The sequence below is a fragment of the Mucilaginibacter sp. cycad4 genome (assembly GCF_034263275.1).
Lineage (GTDB): Bacteria > Bacteroidota > Bacteroidia > Sphingobacteriales > Sphingobacteriaceae > Mucilaginibacter.
In genome coordinates this window covers 5,462,850-5,479,520 of sequence record NZ_CP139559.1, presented here as the reverse complement: position 1 = coordinate 5,479,520, position 16,671 = coordinate 5,462,850, and the positions used below count along the sequence as shown (strand labels likewise).

General features: G+C 43.6%; 16 protein-coding genes. 10 read left to right on the top strand and 6 right to left on the bottom strand.

Features of this window, described 5'->3' with window-relative positions; genetic code table 11:
* Nucleotides 1-15 precede the first annotated feature (15 nt).
* From SNE26_RS22265 to SNE26_RS22255, 3 genes are all read right to left on the bottom strand, one after another.
* Nucleotides 16-972, bottom strand: a complete 957-nt coding sequence (locus SNE26_RS22265) for an SDR family NAD(P)-dependent oxidoreductase (protein ID WP_321556076.1) — start codon at nt 970-972, stop codon at nt 16-18.
* A 28-nt stretch (nt 973-1,000) separates the two neighbouring features.
* Nucleotides 1,001-1,534: a YceI family protein gene (locus tag SNE26_RS22260; RefSeq protein WP_321556075.1), complete on the bottom strand. Its 534-nt coding sequence runs from the start codon at nt 1,532-1,534 to the stop codon at nt 1,001-1,003.
* Between the two features lie 109 nt (nt 1,535-1,643).
* Nucleotides 1,644-2,216, bottom strand: coding sequence for a Crp/Fnr family transcriptional regulator (locus tag SNE26_RS22255; RefSeq protein ID WP_321556074.1), 573 nt, complete (start codon nt 2,214-2,216; stop codon nt 1,644-1,646).
* A gap of 189 nt (nt 2,217-2,405) precedes the next feature.
* Here SNE26_RS22255 and SNE26_RS22250 point away from each other — a divergent pair, with 189 nt between their 5' ends.
* The 4 genes from SNE26_RS22250 (at nt 2,406) to SNE26_RS22235 (ending at nt 4,485) form a co-directional block, all read left to right on the top strand.
* A complete protein-coding gene (locus SNE26_RS22250; protein ID WP_321556073.1) occupies nt 2,406-2,891 on the top strand; it encodes a peptide deformylase in 486 nt (161 codons plus the stop codon).
* Nucleotides 2,892-2,934: 43 nt separating this feature from the next.
* Nucleotides 2,935-3,069: a VOC family protein gene (locus tag SNE26_RS22245; RefSeq protein ID WP_321556072.1), complete on the top strand. Its 135-nt coding sequence runs from the start codon at nt 2,935-2,937 to the stop codon at nt 3,067-3,069.
* Nucleotides 3,063-3,317 (top strand): VOC family protein, encoded by a 255-nt coding sequence (locus SNE26_RS22240; RefSeq protein ID WP_321556071.1) that lies wholly within the window; start codon nt 3,063-3,065, stop codon nt 3,315-3,317. The genes SNE26_RS22245 and SNE26_RS22240 overlap by 7 nt, the downstream gene beginning before the upstream one ends.
* Before the next feature lie 127 nt (nt 3,318-3,444).
* A complete protein-coding gene (locus tag SNE26_RS22235; protein WP_321556070.1) occupies nt 3,445-4,485 on the top strand; it encodes a DUF4097 family beta strand repeat-containing protein in 1,041 nt (346 codons plus the stop codon).
* A gap of 246 nt (nt 4,486-4,731) precedes the next feature.
* Here the strand turns inward: SNE26_RS22235 and SNE26_RS22230 are convergent, their stop codons facing one another.
* Entirely contained in the window at nt 4,732-5,895 is a 1,164-nt protein-coding gene (locus SNE26_RS22230) for an MFS transporter (RefSeq protein WP_321556069.1), read from the bottom strand.
* A gap of 215 nt (nt 5,896-6,110) precedes the next feature.
* Between SNE26_RS22230 and SNE26_RS22225 the strand changes: the two genes are divergently transcribed.
* The 4 genes from SNE26_RS22225 to SNE26_RS22210 all read left to right on the top strand — a co-directional run bounded on the left by SNE26_RS22225 (nt 6,111) and on the right by SNE26_RS22210 (nt 12,861).
* Nucleotides 6,111-6,728, top strand: coding sequence for a hypothetical protein (locus tag SNE26_RS22225; protein WP_321556068.1), 618 nt, complete (start codon nt 6,111-6,113; stop codon nt 6,726-6,728).
* A gap of 330 nt (nt 6,729-7,058) precedes the next feature.
* On the top strand, nt 7,059-10,052 hold the full coding sequence (locus SNE26_RS22220; protein WP_321556067.1) for a TonB-dependent receptor: 2,994 nt from the start codon (nt 7,059-7,061) through the stop codon (nt 10,050-10,052).
* 21 nt (nt 10,053-10,073) lie between these two features.
* The gene (locus SNE26_RS22215; protein WP_321556066.1) at nt 10,074-11,690 is read left to right on the top strand and encodes a RagB/SusD family nutrient uptake outer membrane protein; all 1,617 of its coding nucleotides are present in this window, start codon (nt 10,074-10,076) and stop codon (nt 11,688-11,690) included.
* Nucleotides 11,691-11,766: 76 nt separating this feature from the next.
* Nucleotides 11,767-12,861, top strand: coding sequence for a phosphatidylinositol-specific phospholipase C1-like protein (locus tag SNE26_RS22210; protein WP_321556065.1), 1,095 nt, complete (start codon nt 11,767-11,769; stop codon nt 12,859-12,861).
* Nucleotides 12,862-12,940: 79 nt separating this feature from the next.
* Here the strand turns inward: SNE26_RS22210 and SNE26_RS22205 are convergent, their stop codons facing one another.
* A complete protein-coding gene (locus SNE26_RS22205) occupies nt 12,941-13,222 on the bottom strand; it encodes a DUF4242 domain-containing protein (RefSeq protein ID WP_129569447.1) in 282 nt (93 codons plus the stop codon).
* Between the two features lie 251 nt (nt 13,223-13,473).
* Nucleotides 13,474-15,330 (bottom strand): chloride channel protein, encoded by a 1,857-nt coding sequence (locus SNE26_RS22200; RefSeq protein ID WP_321556064.1) that lies wholly within the window; start codon nt 15,328-15,330, stop codon nt 13,474-13,476.
* 167 nt (nt 15,331-15,497) lie between these two features.
* Here SNE26_RS22200 and SNE26_RS22195 point away from each other — a divergent pair, with 167 nt between their 5' ends.
* The gene (locus tag SNE26_RS22195) at nt 15,498-15,731 is read left to right on the top strand and encodes a hypothetical protein (RefSeq protein WP_321556063.1); all 234 of its coding nucleotides are present in this window, start codon (nt 15,498-15,500) and stop codon (nt 15,729-15,731) included.
* Between the two features lie 152 nt (nt 15,732-15,883).
* Nucleotides 15,884-16,588: a Crp/Fnr family transcriptional regulator gene (locus SNE26_RS22190; RefSeq protein WP_321556062.1), complete on the top strand. Its 705-nt coding sequence runs from the start codon at nt 15,884-15,886 to the stop codon at nt 16,586-16,588.
* Nucleotides 16,589-16,671: the final 83 nt, after the last annotated feature.

Genomic DNA, 16,671 nt, shown 5'->3' with positions numbered 1-16,671 from the left:
AAAAGAATTTTACACTCAATTTAAATTATGGCCTGCTGCCATGCCTCCATCAACATTGATAATGGCCCCGCTGATGAAATTGTTTTTGGCAACGGCGTATACCATTTGGGCTACATCTTCCACTTCGCCCACCCGGTTTAGCAGGTGTAACCCAGCGCTTTGGTCGGCATCATCGCCGTGCATTGGGGTACGGATAGTACCGGGCGCAATGGTGTTTATCCGGATATTATCTTTACCAAACTCGCCGGCCAGTTGTATGGTAAGCGCATGTATTGCACCTTTTGATGCCATTTGTGCTGTAATGGGCACTCCTCCAAGGGCATGGTTAACCAAGGGGGTGCCTATATTGATCACCACACCATCATGCTGTTTAAGCATTTGCGGAATAGCGGCCTGGGTGGTGAAGTAAGTACCTTTAAGGTTGGTGTTTAAAAAACGGTCGAGATATGCTTCATCAACCTCAAGAAACGGCCTGGTTTCAAAAATACCGGCGTTGTTGATCAGCACATCCACGCTTCCAAATTTATCAATTGCTGTTTGGGCCAGCTTTTCGCCAGTGGCTTTATCACTTACATTTCCGGCAACCATAGCCAGGTTATCGCCTGCGCCAAGCTCCTGGTAAACAGCTTCCAGCTTATCGGCAGTTGTTGAGTTGATGACTACGTTATCGCCCTTTTCTAAAAAATAACGGGCTATTTCTTTACCGATACCAGATGATGCTCCGGTAACGATTATTGTTTGCTTTTTCATTGTTTTACTTTTATCGGCAGTGATGCCTTTTTCTCTTAGTACTGATACCTGCTCGCCGGCATATCCCCAATCATCCAGCTCAACTTCGCTGATTACTACATGGGTTAAATGCGGGTCTTTGTTCAGGGTATTGGTAATCAAATCGGTTACACCCTTTATCAGGGTTTGTTTCTGCTCGCGGGTAACACCTTCGCGGGTCAGTTCAATTTTTACGTATGGCATGGCTTTGGTTTTTAAGCAAAAGCTGTTTTTAAACAGCTTTTGCGGTTATGTTTACATTCAGGTCAAAATCATTGTAGATAAGCGTATCGCCCAGGTCTTTAAAAAAGTTCCCGGAACGAAACCTCATACCATATTTGGTACGGTCAACCACAACCTTACCGGTGGCGCTTACGGTATCGGCGGCGCGGCTAACTTGTGCGTCAAAACCTACAGCATGGGTAATGCCTTTTATGGTCAGGTCACCGGTAATGCGATAAGTGTCGTTACTGCCTTTGTTGATAGCTGTAAGCACAAATTGGGCTTCAGGATAATTTTCTGAATTAAAGAAGTCGTCGGAAGCAAGGTGGCCTGCAAACTGGGCGTTGGTTGCCGGATCAGTTATGTCAAGAATTTTAATAGAGGTGGTGTCGATATCGAACTTGCCGCCTGTTAATTGACCGTCTGCAAAAGTTAAAGAGCCTTCTTTTATAGCGATGGTACCATTGTGTGCGCCTGTAACTTTACGACCAACCCAGTCGATGTTACTTTTTGCGCTGATGATTTCAAATTTTTGAGTTTCCATTTTGTTATGTCTTTAATGACAATACAAAGTTGGGGACTAATGGCCTGGAAACTGTGTGACCTACATCACAATTGAAACACCGCTTTATTTATGTGATGTACATCACATTTTAGGAATGGTATAAACGGCTCAATGTTTCCCTTGAAACGCCTAAATACGAGGCTATTAGTTGTTTTGGAACCACATTATACAAAGCAGGGTACTGCGCCAGCAGTTCTTCATAACGATGTTTGGCGTCGTTATTCATTAACGATAGCAGCCTTTTTTGGGTGGCCACATAGCCTTTATTGGTACGCCAGCGAAAGAAATGTTCGCCTGCGTGAATTTCACTGCAAAGCTTTTCGCGGTCATTGCCGGTGAGGCAAAGTACTTCGGCATCCGTAATACAATCCAGGTTAACTGTAGCGCGTTCGCCGCTGTAAAGCGCGTTATAATCTGAAGCCCACCAGGTGGGCATGGCAAACTGCAGGATGAACATTTTCATGTCGTCGTTAATAAAAAACGACTTCAGATAGCCCGAAAGTACAAAATACTCACAGTCTACTTTATCACCTTCCCCTATGATGGTTTGCCCTTTTTTGAATGTTTTGTAGGTAAAATGCGAAAAGAAATAATCGAACTGATCATCGGTCAGCGAGACTGTTTTGCTTACGTGCTCTCTTAAAATTTCTTTTGGCTGCATATTATTATAAACTAACTACAAAAAAACTTTATTAGGAAAAGGGAGTCAATATTTAACTTTCCCGCTCTCCGCTTATTTTAGTTTCGCAATCCGGGAAAACAACGGGCGTCAGTTGGCTAATATAAAGTTAAAGCAATTCATAAGATATTAATGTTGCCCAGGGAATAATAAATTTACTTTTACTATGGAATGAAAAAACTGAACGATATTTTGCTGCTTGGCGATGAGCGCCTTTACCAGGTTTGCCCGCCGGTATTACAAAACGAATTGCCGCTGGTAAGCGGCTGGGTTGAGGACTTGCACAATGTAATGCAGGAGATCAGGCAGAAGTACCATTTCGGCCGGGCTATCGCGGCTCCCCAACTGGGCATTATGAAACGCCTCGTTTACATGAATATTGACAGGCCTGTAGTTTTCATTAACCCCGAAATACAGGATGCCAGCGATGAGCTTTTTGAACTTTGGGACGATTGCATGAGCTTTCCCAACCTGCTGGTAAAAGTTAAAAGGCATAAAACCATCACCGTAAATTATCTTGACGAAAACTGGCAGCAACAGCAGTGGATAATGAGGGATTCCTTGTCTGAACTGATGCAGCATGAGCACGATCATTTAAATGGTATTTTATGTACCATGCGGGCTATTGACAGCATGGCGTTTAAGTGGCGGCCGTAGTATGCTTTTGTAAATGTTGTTGTACCTCCTTATTCTCTTACTTATGAAACAATTTATAACACACATTACAGTGGTTGTTACCAATTATGACGAAGCAATTCAATTCTATACAGAAAAATTGAATTTCGACCTGGTCGAAGACACGCTGATCAATGAAATAAAAGGTGGGTTTTGGTAAGGCCAAAGGGTTCAGCAGAATGCAGTTTATTGTTGGCAAAGGCTGTAGGTGAAGAGCAGCAACGCAGCATAGGGTGGCAAACAGGTGGCCGTGTATTCCTTTTTTTGAAAACCGATGATTTTTGGCGCGATTACCGTGCAATGCAGAACAAAAGTATCATCTTCGTACGTGAACCCCGGGCAGAACCATATGGCACAGTTGCAGTTTTTAAAGATCCCTTTGGTAATTTATGGGATTTGCTTGGTTGAGCCTAAGGCTGCCAAAATCCGGCCACCAAAGCTTCTTATAATATCTCTGTTAAATAAAAAATTAAAACGCCTGTAACGTATAGGGGTAAAGTGTGGTCATAGCTGTATTACCATTAAAACCCCATTTATGAAAAATTATATTTTACTCCTTTTGCTTGCCGGGCAAACCGCTGTGGCCGTAGCCCAGAGCGGCGATAGCCGTTCATTATACCTCACCAAATCATTAGCTAATGATGCTATTAACAGTGTAATTGTAAACACATCGGCCGGTGGTATTGTGGTTAGCGGGCAGGCCGGGCAGGCGCCGCGCGTTGAAGTTTACATTAAAGGCAATAACGGCAGCGAACTTTCAAAAGAAGAGATCAAAAAACGCCTTGATAAAGATTATACCCTCGATATTTCTGTTAGCGGGCATGAAGTTAAAGCAGTTGCCAAAAGCAAACGCCAAAGTTTTTTTAACTGGAGAAGCACGCTCAGCATCTCATTCCGCATTTATGTACCTCAGCAATGCTCAACCAACCTGGAAACCAGCGGCGGCGGTATTGGTCTTGATAATTTAAAAGGTAACGAAAAATTCAGCACCAGCGGTGGTGGTTTAACTATCGACAGGCTTTACGGTACCATCCGCGGTAATACTTCGGGTGGTGGCATTCATGTTTCCAATTCAGGCGATGATATCTCGCTCGAAACCAGCGGCGGCGGTATCGAAGCCAAAAACTGTAACGGCCAAATCAGGCTTGAAACCAGTGGTGGCGGCATCACTTTAGAAAATCTTAAAGGCAATATCAACGCCGAAACCAGCGGCGGCGGCGTTGACGGCAATAACATCAGCGGCGAACTGATCACCAGTACTTCTGGCGGAAGCATCAGCCTTAAACGTATGGCTGGCAGTGTTAGTGCACAAACCAGCGGTGGCGGCCTGTACGCCCAAATGCTGAAGGTTGGCAAGTACCTTAAACTGGAATCAAGCGCCGGCAATGTTGATATCGAACTTCCGCAAAACCAGGGCTACGACCTCGACCTGAGGGGCGAAGGTGTATCGCCATCATCTGTTGCTAAATTTAACGGGCAATGGGAAAAAGAACGGGTTAACGGCAAATACAATGGTGGCGGCATCCCGGTTAAAGCAGAGGCATCAGGCGGCAGCGTTAATTTAAAATTCAGGTAATAACCAGACCTTTCTTTTTTTAATAAAAAGCCTCCGATTTCATAAACCGGGGGCTTTTTATTTTCTGTTAGAGGCATTCAAAAATCATTGCCGTTGGTTTTAACCAACGGTAAAAAGTTGCAATGTCATGGCTTTAGCCCAATTAAAAAAGCTGATTGGGGCTGAAGCCCTCCTTATCTTTACTCATTATTCCGTTGGTTAAAACCAACGGTAATGAAGTTTACCGACATCAGTCTTAATAGCCTCTTAAACCTTCTTCTTTCCGGTTAAAGCAACCAGCCCTAAAACCGGCCCTATGGCCAGTATCATATAAATATATCGCGCGTTTTCGGCTGTTCGAAAGGCGGTGATCAGTTGGATACTTACAATAGTGATAGCAAAACCGATGCAATTGACAATAGTTAGCGCGGTACCTTTTGATTGCTGATCGGCATTTTGCGCAACCAATGTTGAAAATAGTGGCGAATCGGCAATGACTGCAATACTCCATATCAATAAAAATGAAATCAATATCCATGTCGGGCCGGCAAATAAAAATAGCGGCGATACCAGGCAACAAGCGCAGGAAATTGTCAACGCAACAGTGGCTACATTTTTTACCCCCATATGTTTCGATATAATACCGCTTCCTGCACAGGCCAGTGCGCCCACCCCAATAATGAGAAAGGATAACAGGGGAACATTCAGATCTGCAGTTGTAAACCGGGCGTTATAAGCATTTAGTATCATGGGGATAAAGGCCCAAAAAGCATACAGTTCCCACATGTGGCCAAAATAACCAAAGGCCGCCGCCCTGAATTGCCTGTTGCCAAAACTTTGTAAAAATGCGGCCGGATTAAGCGCCACTCCCGGCTTTCTTTCCGGGCCGTCGGGTACCAGCAATATCATAGCACATCCACCCAAAGCGGCTAATATCGAGGTCGACAAGATAACGTAGCGCCATGGCAACGTTGCCATCAGGCTTTTAAGCAGGTGCGGCAACGCTGTGCCTAAAACCAATGCCCCAACCAAAAAACCGAGGGCTTTTCCCAATCCCTGCGGATAATGGTCTGAGGCTATCTTCATGCCCACCGGGTAAATCCCGGCCAGGAAAAAACCTGTAGTATACCTTAGCACTAATATCATGGCGGCATCCGTTCCCGGTAAACATGCCAACGCGTTAACAGCTGCGGCGGTAAGCGCACAGGTAAAAAATACCCGCACAGGTGAAAACCTGTCGGCAATACCAAGGATGGCAAAAACAAGGGTGCCTGTGATAAACCCAAGCTGAACAGCGCTTGTTAAGTATGCCAGGTACGATGGTTCAAGTTGCAGCTGTTTAGCAATATCGCCCATAACGGCGTTACCCGCAAACCACAACGAAGTACAAAAAAACTGCGAGAGTACAATTACCGGAAGAATGCGTTTCATTTGGTTTTGAAGAGCTAAAGAGGTGCAATAATAATTATAAACTGTGCTTTAAAAAAATGAGCGCTTTTGCGGGGCGAAACCCATTCAACATAAGGTTCCATAGGCACCTCGTGTTTTAAAAGAACTCCACCTGCATTTTTATTGCCTGTTGTGTTTCCTTTATAAAATAGGTATCTTGAGTTTCAAAACTAAACCTGATCTCATTACCATTATCAATGGATAAGCAACAAATTATTGACCAGATAAAATGGATGATAACCGATGGTAATTCGGATCATGAAATTGAAGCTTTACTGGTTGCAGAAGGCGTTGCCCGGGCCGAAGCAAAGCACACGCTTTCTGTGATCAAAAATGAACTGTTCCCGCACGAATATCCGCTGATAACCGAACCCAAAAGAAATCGCAATTACTTGTGGGCGGCCTTACTAATTGTTGCAGTATTGGTGTCATTATTAGTTTTACATCCATGGCGTAAACCATCGGGCACAGCAGAAAGAGAAGTGACCCCCGCCGATATGATCCGGCTTATGAAAGCCGGGCCGGGCGTTTATACTACCGAACTCAATAAGATCAGCAGCGGCTGGGCCTTTAACCAGGATAAAAACAGATGGGAAAACAAACAACGAAAAACAGCCCTTGCTACCAGAATGGAGCAGCTGCTTTATATGTGTCCTGTGCTGCATGATCACTCATTCCAGGGTTATCTCGAAAGCCACGAATTCAGAGATATAATTTATTCTAAACCCGGCAGCAAGATATTTCAAAACGATGAGTTCATGTTCACAATCCAAACCAATGAACATTACACGATGATATCGCTGGCCTACCGGTAATTGGGCTATTGCCTTAAGTGCATCTTTTTCCATCGATTGTAAAAAGGTCAAATTTTTAGCAGTTGCTCCATAACACTCTTTTTACAAAGCGCCAAAGTTTAAACCTTGTTAATCCCCGGTTAACAAAGCCAGCTTGTTTATCAATAGCAAAAAGCTGAAAACCAACTAAAAGCAGCACAAATAAGAAAATCAATATTGATTTTAATTAATAGATAAGTTAACCCTATATTTATTTCCTGATAATAAAACAACCGTTGCTTTGCACCAATTATCGCCCTCCTATCTCAACTCGGGCATCTATTAAAACAGGGTTTGTCATTAATTAAAACTATGAAAAAAAACTACAGATTTATTTTAAGGCTCTTTTTTGAACAAAGTAAAACGATTTGTCTTTTCCTGCTGATGTTTATAGCCTCGTCAGCGGTTTTTGCACAGGACGGCACCATAAAGGGTACCGTTACCGACGAAAGTAATCTTCCTTTACCCGGTGTAGTGGTAACCGTAAAAAGTTCGGGAAGATCAACCTCAACCAACGCTAACGGTGCCTATACCGTAAAAACAAGCGGTGCCGGCGATGTACTTAAATTTACCTTTTTAGGTTCGGTACCCAAAGAAGTTACTGTTGGCGAAAAGAACACAGTAAACGTTACCATGGTAACTGATACCAAACAGCTTAAAGATGTTGTGGTTATCGGTTACGGTACCGCCAGCCGCAAAGATGTAACAGGAGCAATCACTTCGGTAAAAGCCGAGGATTTTAACGCCGGTGTATTAACCACCCCTGCCGAACTATTACAGGGTAAGGTAGCCGGTTTGAACATCACCAAAAGCGGCGACCCTAACAAACAACCTGCAACCATTTTAAGGGGCCCATCAACTTTGCGTGAAGGTGCTGCTCAGCAACCTTTTTACGTAATTGACGGTGTACCGGGCGCCTCTATCGATCTTTTGGCCCCTGCCGATATCGAAAGTATTGATGTGTTAAAAGATGCATCTTCAACTGCAATTTACGGTTCACGTGCTGCTAACGGTGTAATCATTGTTACTACCCGCAGGGCCAAGGCCGGTCAAACCCGCTTAACTTATAGCGCTTATGGTGCTGTTGAGAACGTATCAAAAAACATTGATGTACTTACCGGCGACGAGCTGCGTAAATATTTAACCGACAATGGCGTGCCTAAATTAAGCACTGCTGATGACGATGGTTCAAATACCAACTGGCAAAAACTGGCCGAAAGAACGGGCTATTCACAAAATCATAATCTTTCATATGGCGGTGCAGGTACTAATTCGGAGTATGGCGCAAGCGTAAACTATATGAAAAACAATGGTATCCTGAAAAATACCAGCCTGGAGCGTACCATTTACAAAGGTTACATCAACCAGCGGTTTTTTAATGATCGTTTAAAACTGGGTATTACACTTACCAACAGTGTTACTAAAAACAATGATATCTTCCAAAGCCAGGTGTTATCAGGTATTTTATTCTACCTGCCAACGGTTAGCCCTTTTAACCCCGATGGTACTTATAAAGAAAACTATACCCGTACAGGTAGCGGCCCTCTAAACCCGCTGAGCTTAATTAATAACAACTTTACCAAAACAGAGAACAACAAAACATTAATTAATGGTTTTGCCTCTGTGGACATTTTGAAAGGGTTGAAGTTTACCGTGTCAGGATCAACCCAAAAAGAACAAAATAACGTTAACACTTATTCTACCAGCCAGTCGGGCATATATGTTAACGCCGGTGGTGTAGCTGTGCGCAGCGCTTACACTAATACAAGCAACGTTGTTGAAGCTTATTTTAACTACGATCGCGTTTTTGGTAAGCACTCACTGAAATTATTGGGTGGTTACTCTTATCAGCAAGATCGTAACAACGATGGCTTTGGTGTGCAAACTCAAGGTTTCTCAAATGATGCTTTAACTTACAATTACCTGGCGCTTTCAAACCCAATCCAGCTTTCGCAAATAGTATTTAACCCTGCCTATATCTCTACACTGAGGTTTGTATCTTTCTACGCCCGTGCCCAGTACGAGTTTTCGGATAAATACCTGTTACAGGCTTCATTAAGGGAAGACGGTTCATCGGCATTTGGTATTAACCAGCGCCATGGTTACTTCCCGGCTGTTTCTGCAGGATGGAAGATCATCAACGAAGAGTTCATGAAATCAGTTCCGGTTATCAGCGACCTGAAGTTAAGAGCTGGTTATGGTGTATCTGGTAACAGCTTAGGTTTCGATGCCTTTACTGCAAGATTGATTTACGGTGTGCCTCCCGGCGGCGGTAAATTTTTAAGCAATGGTAACATCGTTAACCCTATTGGCCCGGTACGTAATGATAACCCGGACCTGAAATGGGAAAGTACTGCTACCACCAACATCGGTTTGGATTTTGGCTTTTTCAACAATCGTTTAACCGGTTCGGTAGATTATTATATCAAAAAAACATCCGACCTGATTTACACTTATCCGGTATCAACCACGCTGTATTTTTATCCGTTTTACACTGCTAACGTAGGTAAAATTAAAAACAGCGGTATCGAGGTTGTTATAAACGCTGTGCCGGTGAAATCACAAGCCTTTACCTGGCGCACTTCATTCAACGTTTCGCATAACAAAAACGTTGTTCAAAGCTTATCAAACAGCCAGTTCGGTCTTAACTTTATTCAAACTGCCCAGTTAGGCGGTAAAGGCCAGTCGGGCAATTACAGCCAGATCATACAGCCTGGTTATGCTATCGGTACTTTTGACCTGTGGCACTATCTCGGTAAAAACGCTAACGGCGTAAGTACCTATCAAAAAGCCGATGGATCAACCACTGCTACGCAGCCGCTTACTACCGATCAGTTTATTAAATATGATGCGCAGCCTAAATTGGTTTATGGCTGGAGCAACAGCTTCTTCTATAAAGGCTTCGACTTAAACTTCCTGGTACGTGGTGTTTATGGCAACAAAATCCTGAATGCAACATTGGCATCGTTGAACAACCCTGCCGATTCAAAATTGCAGAACATCCCAAGGTTTACCTTAGGCGAATCATTTAAGGATATCAATGCTTACCTGATTTCTGATCGTTTCCTGGAGAGTGGTTCATACCTGCGTTTGGATAACGCTACTTTGGGTTATACCATTAAGCCACATATCCAGGCCATTAAAAGCCTGCGTTTTTATGCATCGGGCAACAACATTTTTATCATCACCAAATACCGGGGTGTTGATCCCGAAGTTAATATCGGCGGCTTAACCCCGGGGATCGATAACCGCGATTTCTATCCTAAAACACGCACGTTCAGCTTAGGTATAACTGCATCATTCTAAAAAAACTCAGAAAGACAAAAGATGAAAAAGATATTTTTTATATGTGCTGCTATTGCTGTGATCATGAGCACATATTCATGTACAAAATTAGATGTACCTGTTGAATCACAATACGTAAAGTCAAACTTCCCGGTTACCGATGCCGATTATACAGCATTATTGGGTACCATTTATTCAAACCTGTCGTCAAGCTACGCGGTGCCTTACTGGCGCATGCAGGACATGTCTACCGATGAGGCTATCCTTCCTGCCCGCGATGGTAACTTTGACGATGGTGGCCAGTACCGCCAGTTGCACTACCACACCTGGACATTTGACCATCCTAACGTTATCAGCGTATGGCAATGGGGTTTTGGCGGTATCAATACCTGTAACCGTATTATCAGCGTAATCAATGCCTCATCATCAACGGCGGCAAAAAAAGCATCGTCTGTTGCCGAGGTTAAAGCCATGCGCGCGTTATACCTTTATTTCATGATGGATCTGTATGGTAACGTACCTATCATTACTGATTTCCCGGTAACTACTCAACCGGCCAATCAGCCGCGTGCTAAAGTATATGAGTTTATTGAAAGCGAACTAAAAAGCGTTTTACCATTATTGCCGGCCAAAACCAGCAACGCAGCAACAAACGTATCGCAGTACGGCCGCCCGACAAAAGGAATGGTGTTTGCCCTGCTTGCAAAAATGTACCTGAACTCAGGTGTATATATTAACTCAAACCGCTACCAGGAAACAGTAGCGATGTGCGATAGCGTTCAGAACAATACCAACTACTTCCTGGATGCTAAATACAGGGATATATTTTTACCAACTAATGGGCCGGGGGTTAACGAAACCATATTTGCAGTTCCTTATGATCAGCAAATACCGGGCAACCAGTTTACCCGTTTCGGTTTCTTCTACTACCTGGTTAATGCATACGGCTTTAACGTGGGCTTAAGTATTGCTATGAGCACCACGCCCGAGTTTTATAACCGCTTTAACATCCCGGGCGATGACCGTACCAAAACATGGCTGGCCGGACCGCAATATTACCCTGATGGCAACGGCGGATTTACCAATCAACCGGTTTATTATCCAGCTCCGAATGCTACCAAGCAAATTAATATCATCCCAACCCTAACCCTTACCGGCTTAAAGCCTATGGACCTGGGTAACGATGTAGTTACCTCGCAATCGGAAGGTGTACGCTCTATCAAATACTACCCGGATGTTAATATTATCCAGGCTACCCGTTTAAACAGCAATGACGTACCGGTATTTCGTTTGGCGGATGTTTACCTGATGAAAGCTGAAGCTATTTTACGCGGCGCTACTCCAACAACAGTAAACGGCGACTTCCAATCGCCACTTACATTGGTAAACAAACTGCGCACCCGTGCCCATGCGGAGGTTGCCACATCAATTGATTTGGACGGCCTGCTGGACGAACGTGCACGTGAGCTTTCATGGGAAGCATGGCGCCGTAATGACCTGATCCGTTATGGTTTGTTTGAGAAAGAATATCCACTACCGGTTATGGGCGGCAAAACAGACGACCTGAAAATGAACACCGATCCAACCCGCAGGTTATATCCGATTCCATCAACCGAATTAAAAACCAACCCTAACCTGAAACAAAACCCGGGTTATTAATAATACCATTTTTTACAAAGCGCAAGGGGTTTCCTTTGCGCTTTGTATTTATTAAACAATAAAAACCAATTAAACAATGAAACTTATAGGCGGATTACTTGCCGGTATTATTCTTACTGCAGCTGCAATTAAGAATGATCCCGACAATCAAACCATCAACCATTTCCAGGTAATAGGATCTCACAACAGCTATAAGCAGGCAATTGATCCCAAGCTATTCCGTTTTTTGCAAAAGCGCGATTCGGTTGGTATGAGCAAGATCGACTATGAACATATCAGCCTTACAGATCAGCTTAACTTAGGCCTAAACGCGTTGGAAATAGATGTGTATGCCGATACCAGGGGCGGTAAATACGCGCACCCCAAAGGGTTGGACTGGGTGCCGGGACAGCCGGCATTTGATACCCGGGGTTTAATGAAAGAGCCCGGTTTTAAGGTTTTTCATATTGAGGATATCGACTACCGCAGTAACTGTGCAACTTTTAAGCTATGCCTGCAGGAGCTTAAAAAATGGAGTGATGGGCACCCCGGTCATAACCCCATTTACATTACCATGAATGCTAAAGACGAGCCGTCAAAAAAAACTGGTTTTACCGTTCCTGAGAAATTTACAGCAAAAACTTTTGCCGACCTGGACAAGGCGATATTGGATAACCTGGGTAAACAATACCTGATAACGCCCGATGATGTACGCGGCACATACAAAACCCTTGAAGCCGCTGTATTGCACAACAACTGGCCAACGCTTAAAGCTGCCAAAGGCAAATTCATTTTTATTCTTGATGAAAAAGGTGAAAAAAGGGCTTCTTATATCGCCGGTCACCCGTCGTTAAAAGGCCGTGTATTGTTTGCCGATGCATTGCCGGGCACACCTGAAGCCGCTATTCACATTATGAACGATGCTAAAAAGGATCTTGCAGTCATTCAGAAACTGGTTAAGAAGGGTTACATTATCCGTACCCGCGCCGATTCGGATACGGAAGAGGCCCGCGCAAATGATATGAGCTCATTTATAGCAGCGCAAAAATCAGGCGCACAGATCATCAGTACTGATTATTATAAAAAAAGCACCCATTTTAAATCTGATTACGTGATCAGTTTTGCAGGCGGCAATTATTTTAAACCCGATCCGCTGTTTAAAACAACTGCTTCAGCTTCGGCGGGTAATTAAAATGCATCACTATAAAATAATAAGGAGGCCCGTAGTTTTAATACGGGCCTCCTTTGTTGGTACCTGTCGACAATTGATATTAAACTGTCGCGGTGCTTGTTGTTGGATCAATGATGGCTTTAACTTCGGCAATGCTGGTTACCGGGAAGCCGCCTTTCATGGCGTGCTCGCGAACAACATCTTCACTTTCGGCAATGTGGATGCAGTAAATCTTATCAGCCGTAACAAACGACTGGATCCAATGGTATGGCTTTCCCAATTCATTTACAACCGAACACGATGCCTGTGAAATTGCCTGTAATTCTTCGGCCGACAGGTTACCGGCGCCTGGCAGCTCCCTTTCAATTACAAATTTTTTCATAAAATATGATTTAATGGTTAAATATTACTTTCAACAGCAACGTTAAATCAAACAGGTGTAATTGGCAGAAATGGAAGATAAAACGCAGCTAAACAAGTAGCAACATTTTATAAATCAAAGCTATAGAATAAATAAGCAATAACCCAGCTTCGGCGTATTTAATTTTTCATGAGATACGATGTTCAAAAAAGCAACCCCGCCTGATGTAAAATCAGGCGGGGTTGCTTTTTAAATCCAGACGCTTGCTATTTTTAAGATTTAGCCCTGTTGCGGCCACGGGCAGCAATTTTAAGTCTTCGCCGTTTAAGGGAGATCTGCGTGTTTTGCTCCCTGTTTTCGGCAATATACTGGTAGTAGGTGTTTAAGATCTCTTTATAGGAGATTTGTCCGGCAATGGTATTTCCGGCGGCAATAACAGGTAACGCTTCTACCGATTCTTCAGCCATGATCTCCACAACGCGTTTCAGCGGGTCATTGCTCTTCACAGCCTGTTTACTTGCCCGGGTTATATTACTTATGGTGAGTTCAGCAGAAATACTATGGTTATAAATGTCGGTCAGGCTAACCATGCCTGCATAGCTGCCATCATTATTAGTTACTATAAAAAACCTTTGGGCAATATTATTTCCGGTAAGCCGGGCCCTGGTTTCGGCTATGGTACTATTGCTTTTTAAAGTTTCACCAACTTCATTGTTAACATCAGCCACAGTCAATACCTGCAACAGATCGGGTTCGTACGAATCTGGAGTGTATACGCCCCTGCGGGCAATTTTTTCGGTCATGATAGTATTCTCCATCAGGAAGAATGAAACCAGGTATGATGCTGTACAAGCGCCGAGCAGGGGCAGCAAAGCATGCGATTGCATGGTAGCCTCCAGCGCGAAGGTGATACTGGTTAAATAAGCCCTTGAGGCACCTGCAAACATAGCGGCCATGCCAATAAGCGCGGCTATTGGAACACTTATGCCCGCATCAGGAAATATCAGATGCACCAGTGCGCCAAAAGCTGCACCTGCCGCGCCGCCAATGGTTAACAAAGGGGCCAGCGTACCACCCGAAGTACCACTGCCCAGGGCTATAGCCCATGAAAGGAATTTGAATAAACACAAACGCACAATTAGCATCAATGACAATGTACCCGAAAGAATAGTGATAATATTATCATATCCCACACCAAGGGTGTGCGGCGCAAAATAACCTATCAGGCCTACCGCCAGGCCACCAATTGCAGGCCACCACATCCAATGAACAGGCAGTTTTTCAAAGCTATCCTCAATAAAATAAACTATTTTGGTAAGCCCCAATGATATAAAGCCGATGGCCAGGCCAATGATACTGTAAATGGCAAGGGCGGTATTTGAAGGTGTATCTACATCAGGCATCGGGAATACAGGCCCGGCTTCAAACAATAAATGATGCCCCGCTGCTCCGGTGATACAGGCCAATGCTACAGGTAATATAGCCCTGGGCGAAAACTCGAACAGCAGCAGCTCAATAGCCAAAAACACCGCGGCTATGGGTGTGCCAAATATGGCCGACATACCCGCTGTTGCTCCTGCCGCTAAAATAATTTTACGCTCGTTGGGCGATATTTTAAATAACTGACCAAAGGTTGAGCCAAGCGCCCCGCCTGTTGCAATAATAGGCCCCTCGGCACCAAATGGCCCGCCGGTACCTATGGCTATGGCCGATGATACGGGTTTCAGAAAAGTTATAATCGGTTTTATTTTGCTTTTATTTACCAGGATCTGCTCCATTGCTTCAGGTATGCCATGCCCCCTGATAGCCTTTGAGCCATAAAGGGCCATAAAGCCTACTATAATGCCGCCTATAGCCGGTATAACAATTACCCATAAACCTAAATGGTTATTGGCCGGGCTGTGAAATCCGGCATCCAGCATCCCGTAAAATGAAATATTGGTGACAATATTAATAAGATAGATCAGTCCTTTGGCTATTACACTGATGAGGCCTGCAATGAGAATACAGAGTGCTGATATAAAGATCAGCCTTGTTTTCATTTGCCTGGTGCCTTTTAAGCCGGATTTAAAATTGTAAAGATCATTTAGTGAGGGTGAAACCGGGATGGCATTCTGTTTTGTTTCCATGTTTTAATTAGTTCCGCTTCATTTTTAAGGGACTGCTTTATTTTATTGCAAAGGTAATACTTAAAGAGGCTTAAATAAATTTTATTTTCAATTTTATATTGCACATGCAATATAATTATCTAACATTTGCTTAATTTTTTACAAAATCTATTGCACAAATAATAATTATGAAAATTGCCAGTCTCGTTCTTTCTGTGTTAGGTGCTGCAAGCATCATTGCCGGATTATTATTATTCAGAAACCTGAATACTGTTAACCCTTTCGATTCTCACCCCTGGACCATTTATATTAATGGCATCCGTTCGTTCCCGTGGCCTGTTTTTGGCGGTGCGGTATTGTTAAGCCTCGGAATTATTTTTAACATGGCCACCTGGAAGCAGCCAAAAGGCCGCCGCTTTTAATAAATTAGCACGCTTTAACAAAAATGGCAGGGCTTAAACAAGGGCTATTAATGAATTTTATATAAAGTAACTAAATGGCGTGTTAACCAGTTGATTAGCTTTAGGTCTTGTTTATTCTGCTTTTAGCTTTCATATAAATACAATTTCAATAAATGGGAAAAAACAAAGATAAATGCGATTTGGGGACTTGCTTTTTATGTACACATTGCCTGCCCGACTGGATCCCGGCCATTAGCGCCGCCAGGCAAAATATCGTTATAAAAAAAGGGCAGCAGATATTTAAAGAAGGGGACCCCGTTACAGGCATTTACTTTGTTTATTCGGGCACTGTAAAGGTTCATAAAAAGTGGGATAAGGAAAAGGAGCTCATTCTCCGTTTTGCCCGCCAAGGTGATATTGTTGGGCATCTTGGTTTGGGCAGTACCGAGTTTTATCCGGTTTCGGCCACGGCTATTGAAGCGGGTATAGTTTGTTACATTGATATGCCCTTTTTTGAAAGCACCCTGCAGGTTAACAATAACTTTGTTATTAAGCTGATGCGTTTTTTTGCCAACGAACTGCAGGAATCGGAAAAGCGGATGCGCAACCTGGCGCATATGCCGGTTAAGGGCCGTGTAGCCCAGGCCTTTATTTCGCTTAAAAATAAATTCGGGCTAAATGAGCAAGGATTTATCAATATTGAACTTACCCGGCAGGACCTGGCCTCATTTACAGGTGCCGCCTATGAATCACTGTTTCGCACCATTAATGATTTTATCGACGAGCAGATCATCGAAATATCGGGCAAAAGCATCCGCATAAAAAATGAAACCACGTTGCTGAAACTGACGGAAGAGGAGCAGCAGGCGGCTATTTAATCTGGACAATATAGCAGCGGCCCACAGTTTAATGGACAGCAATGCCGCCGGCGGTAAAATTGTTGTATTGACCTGATTAAGGG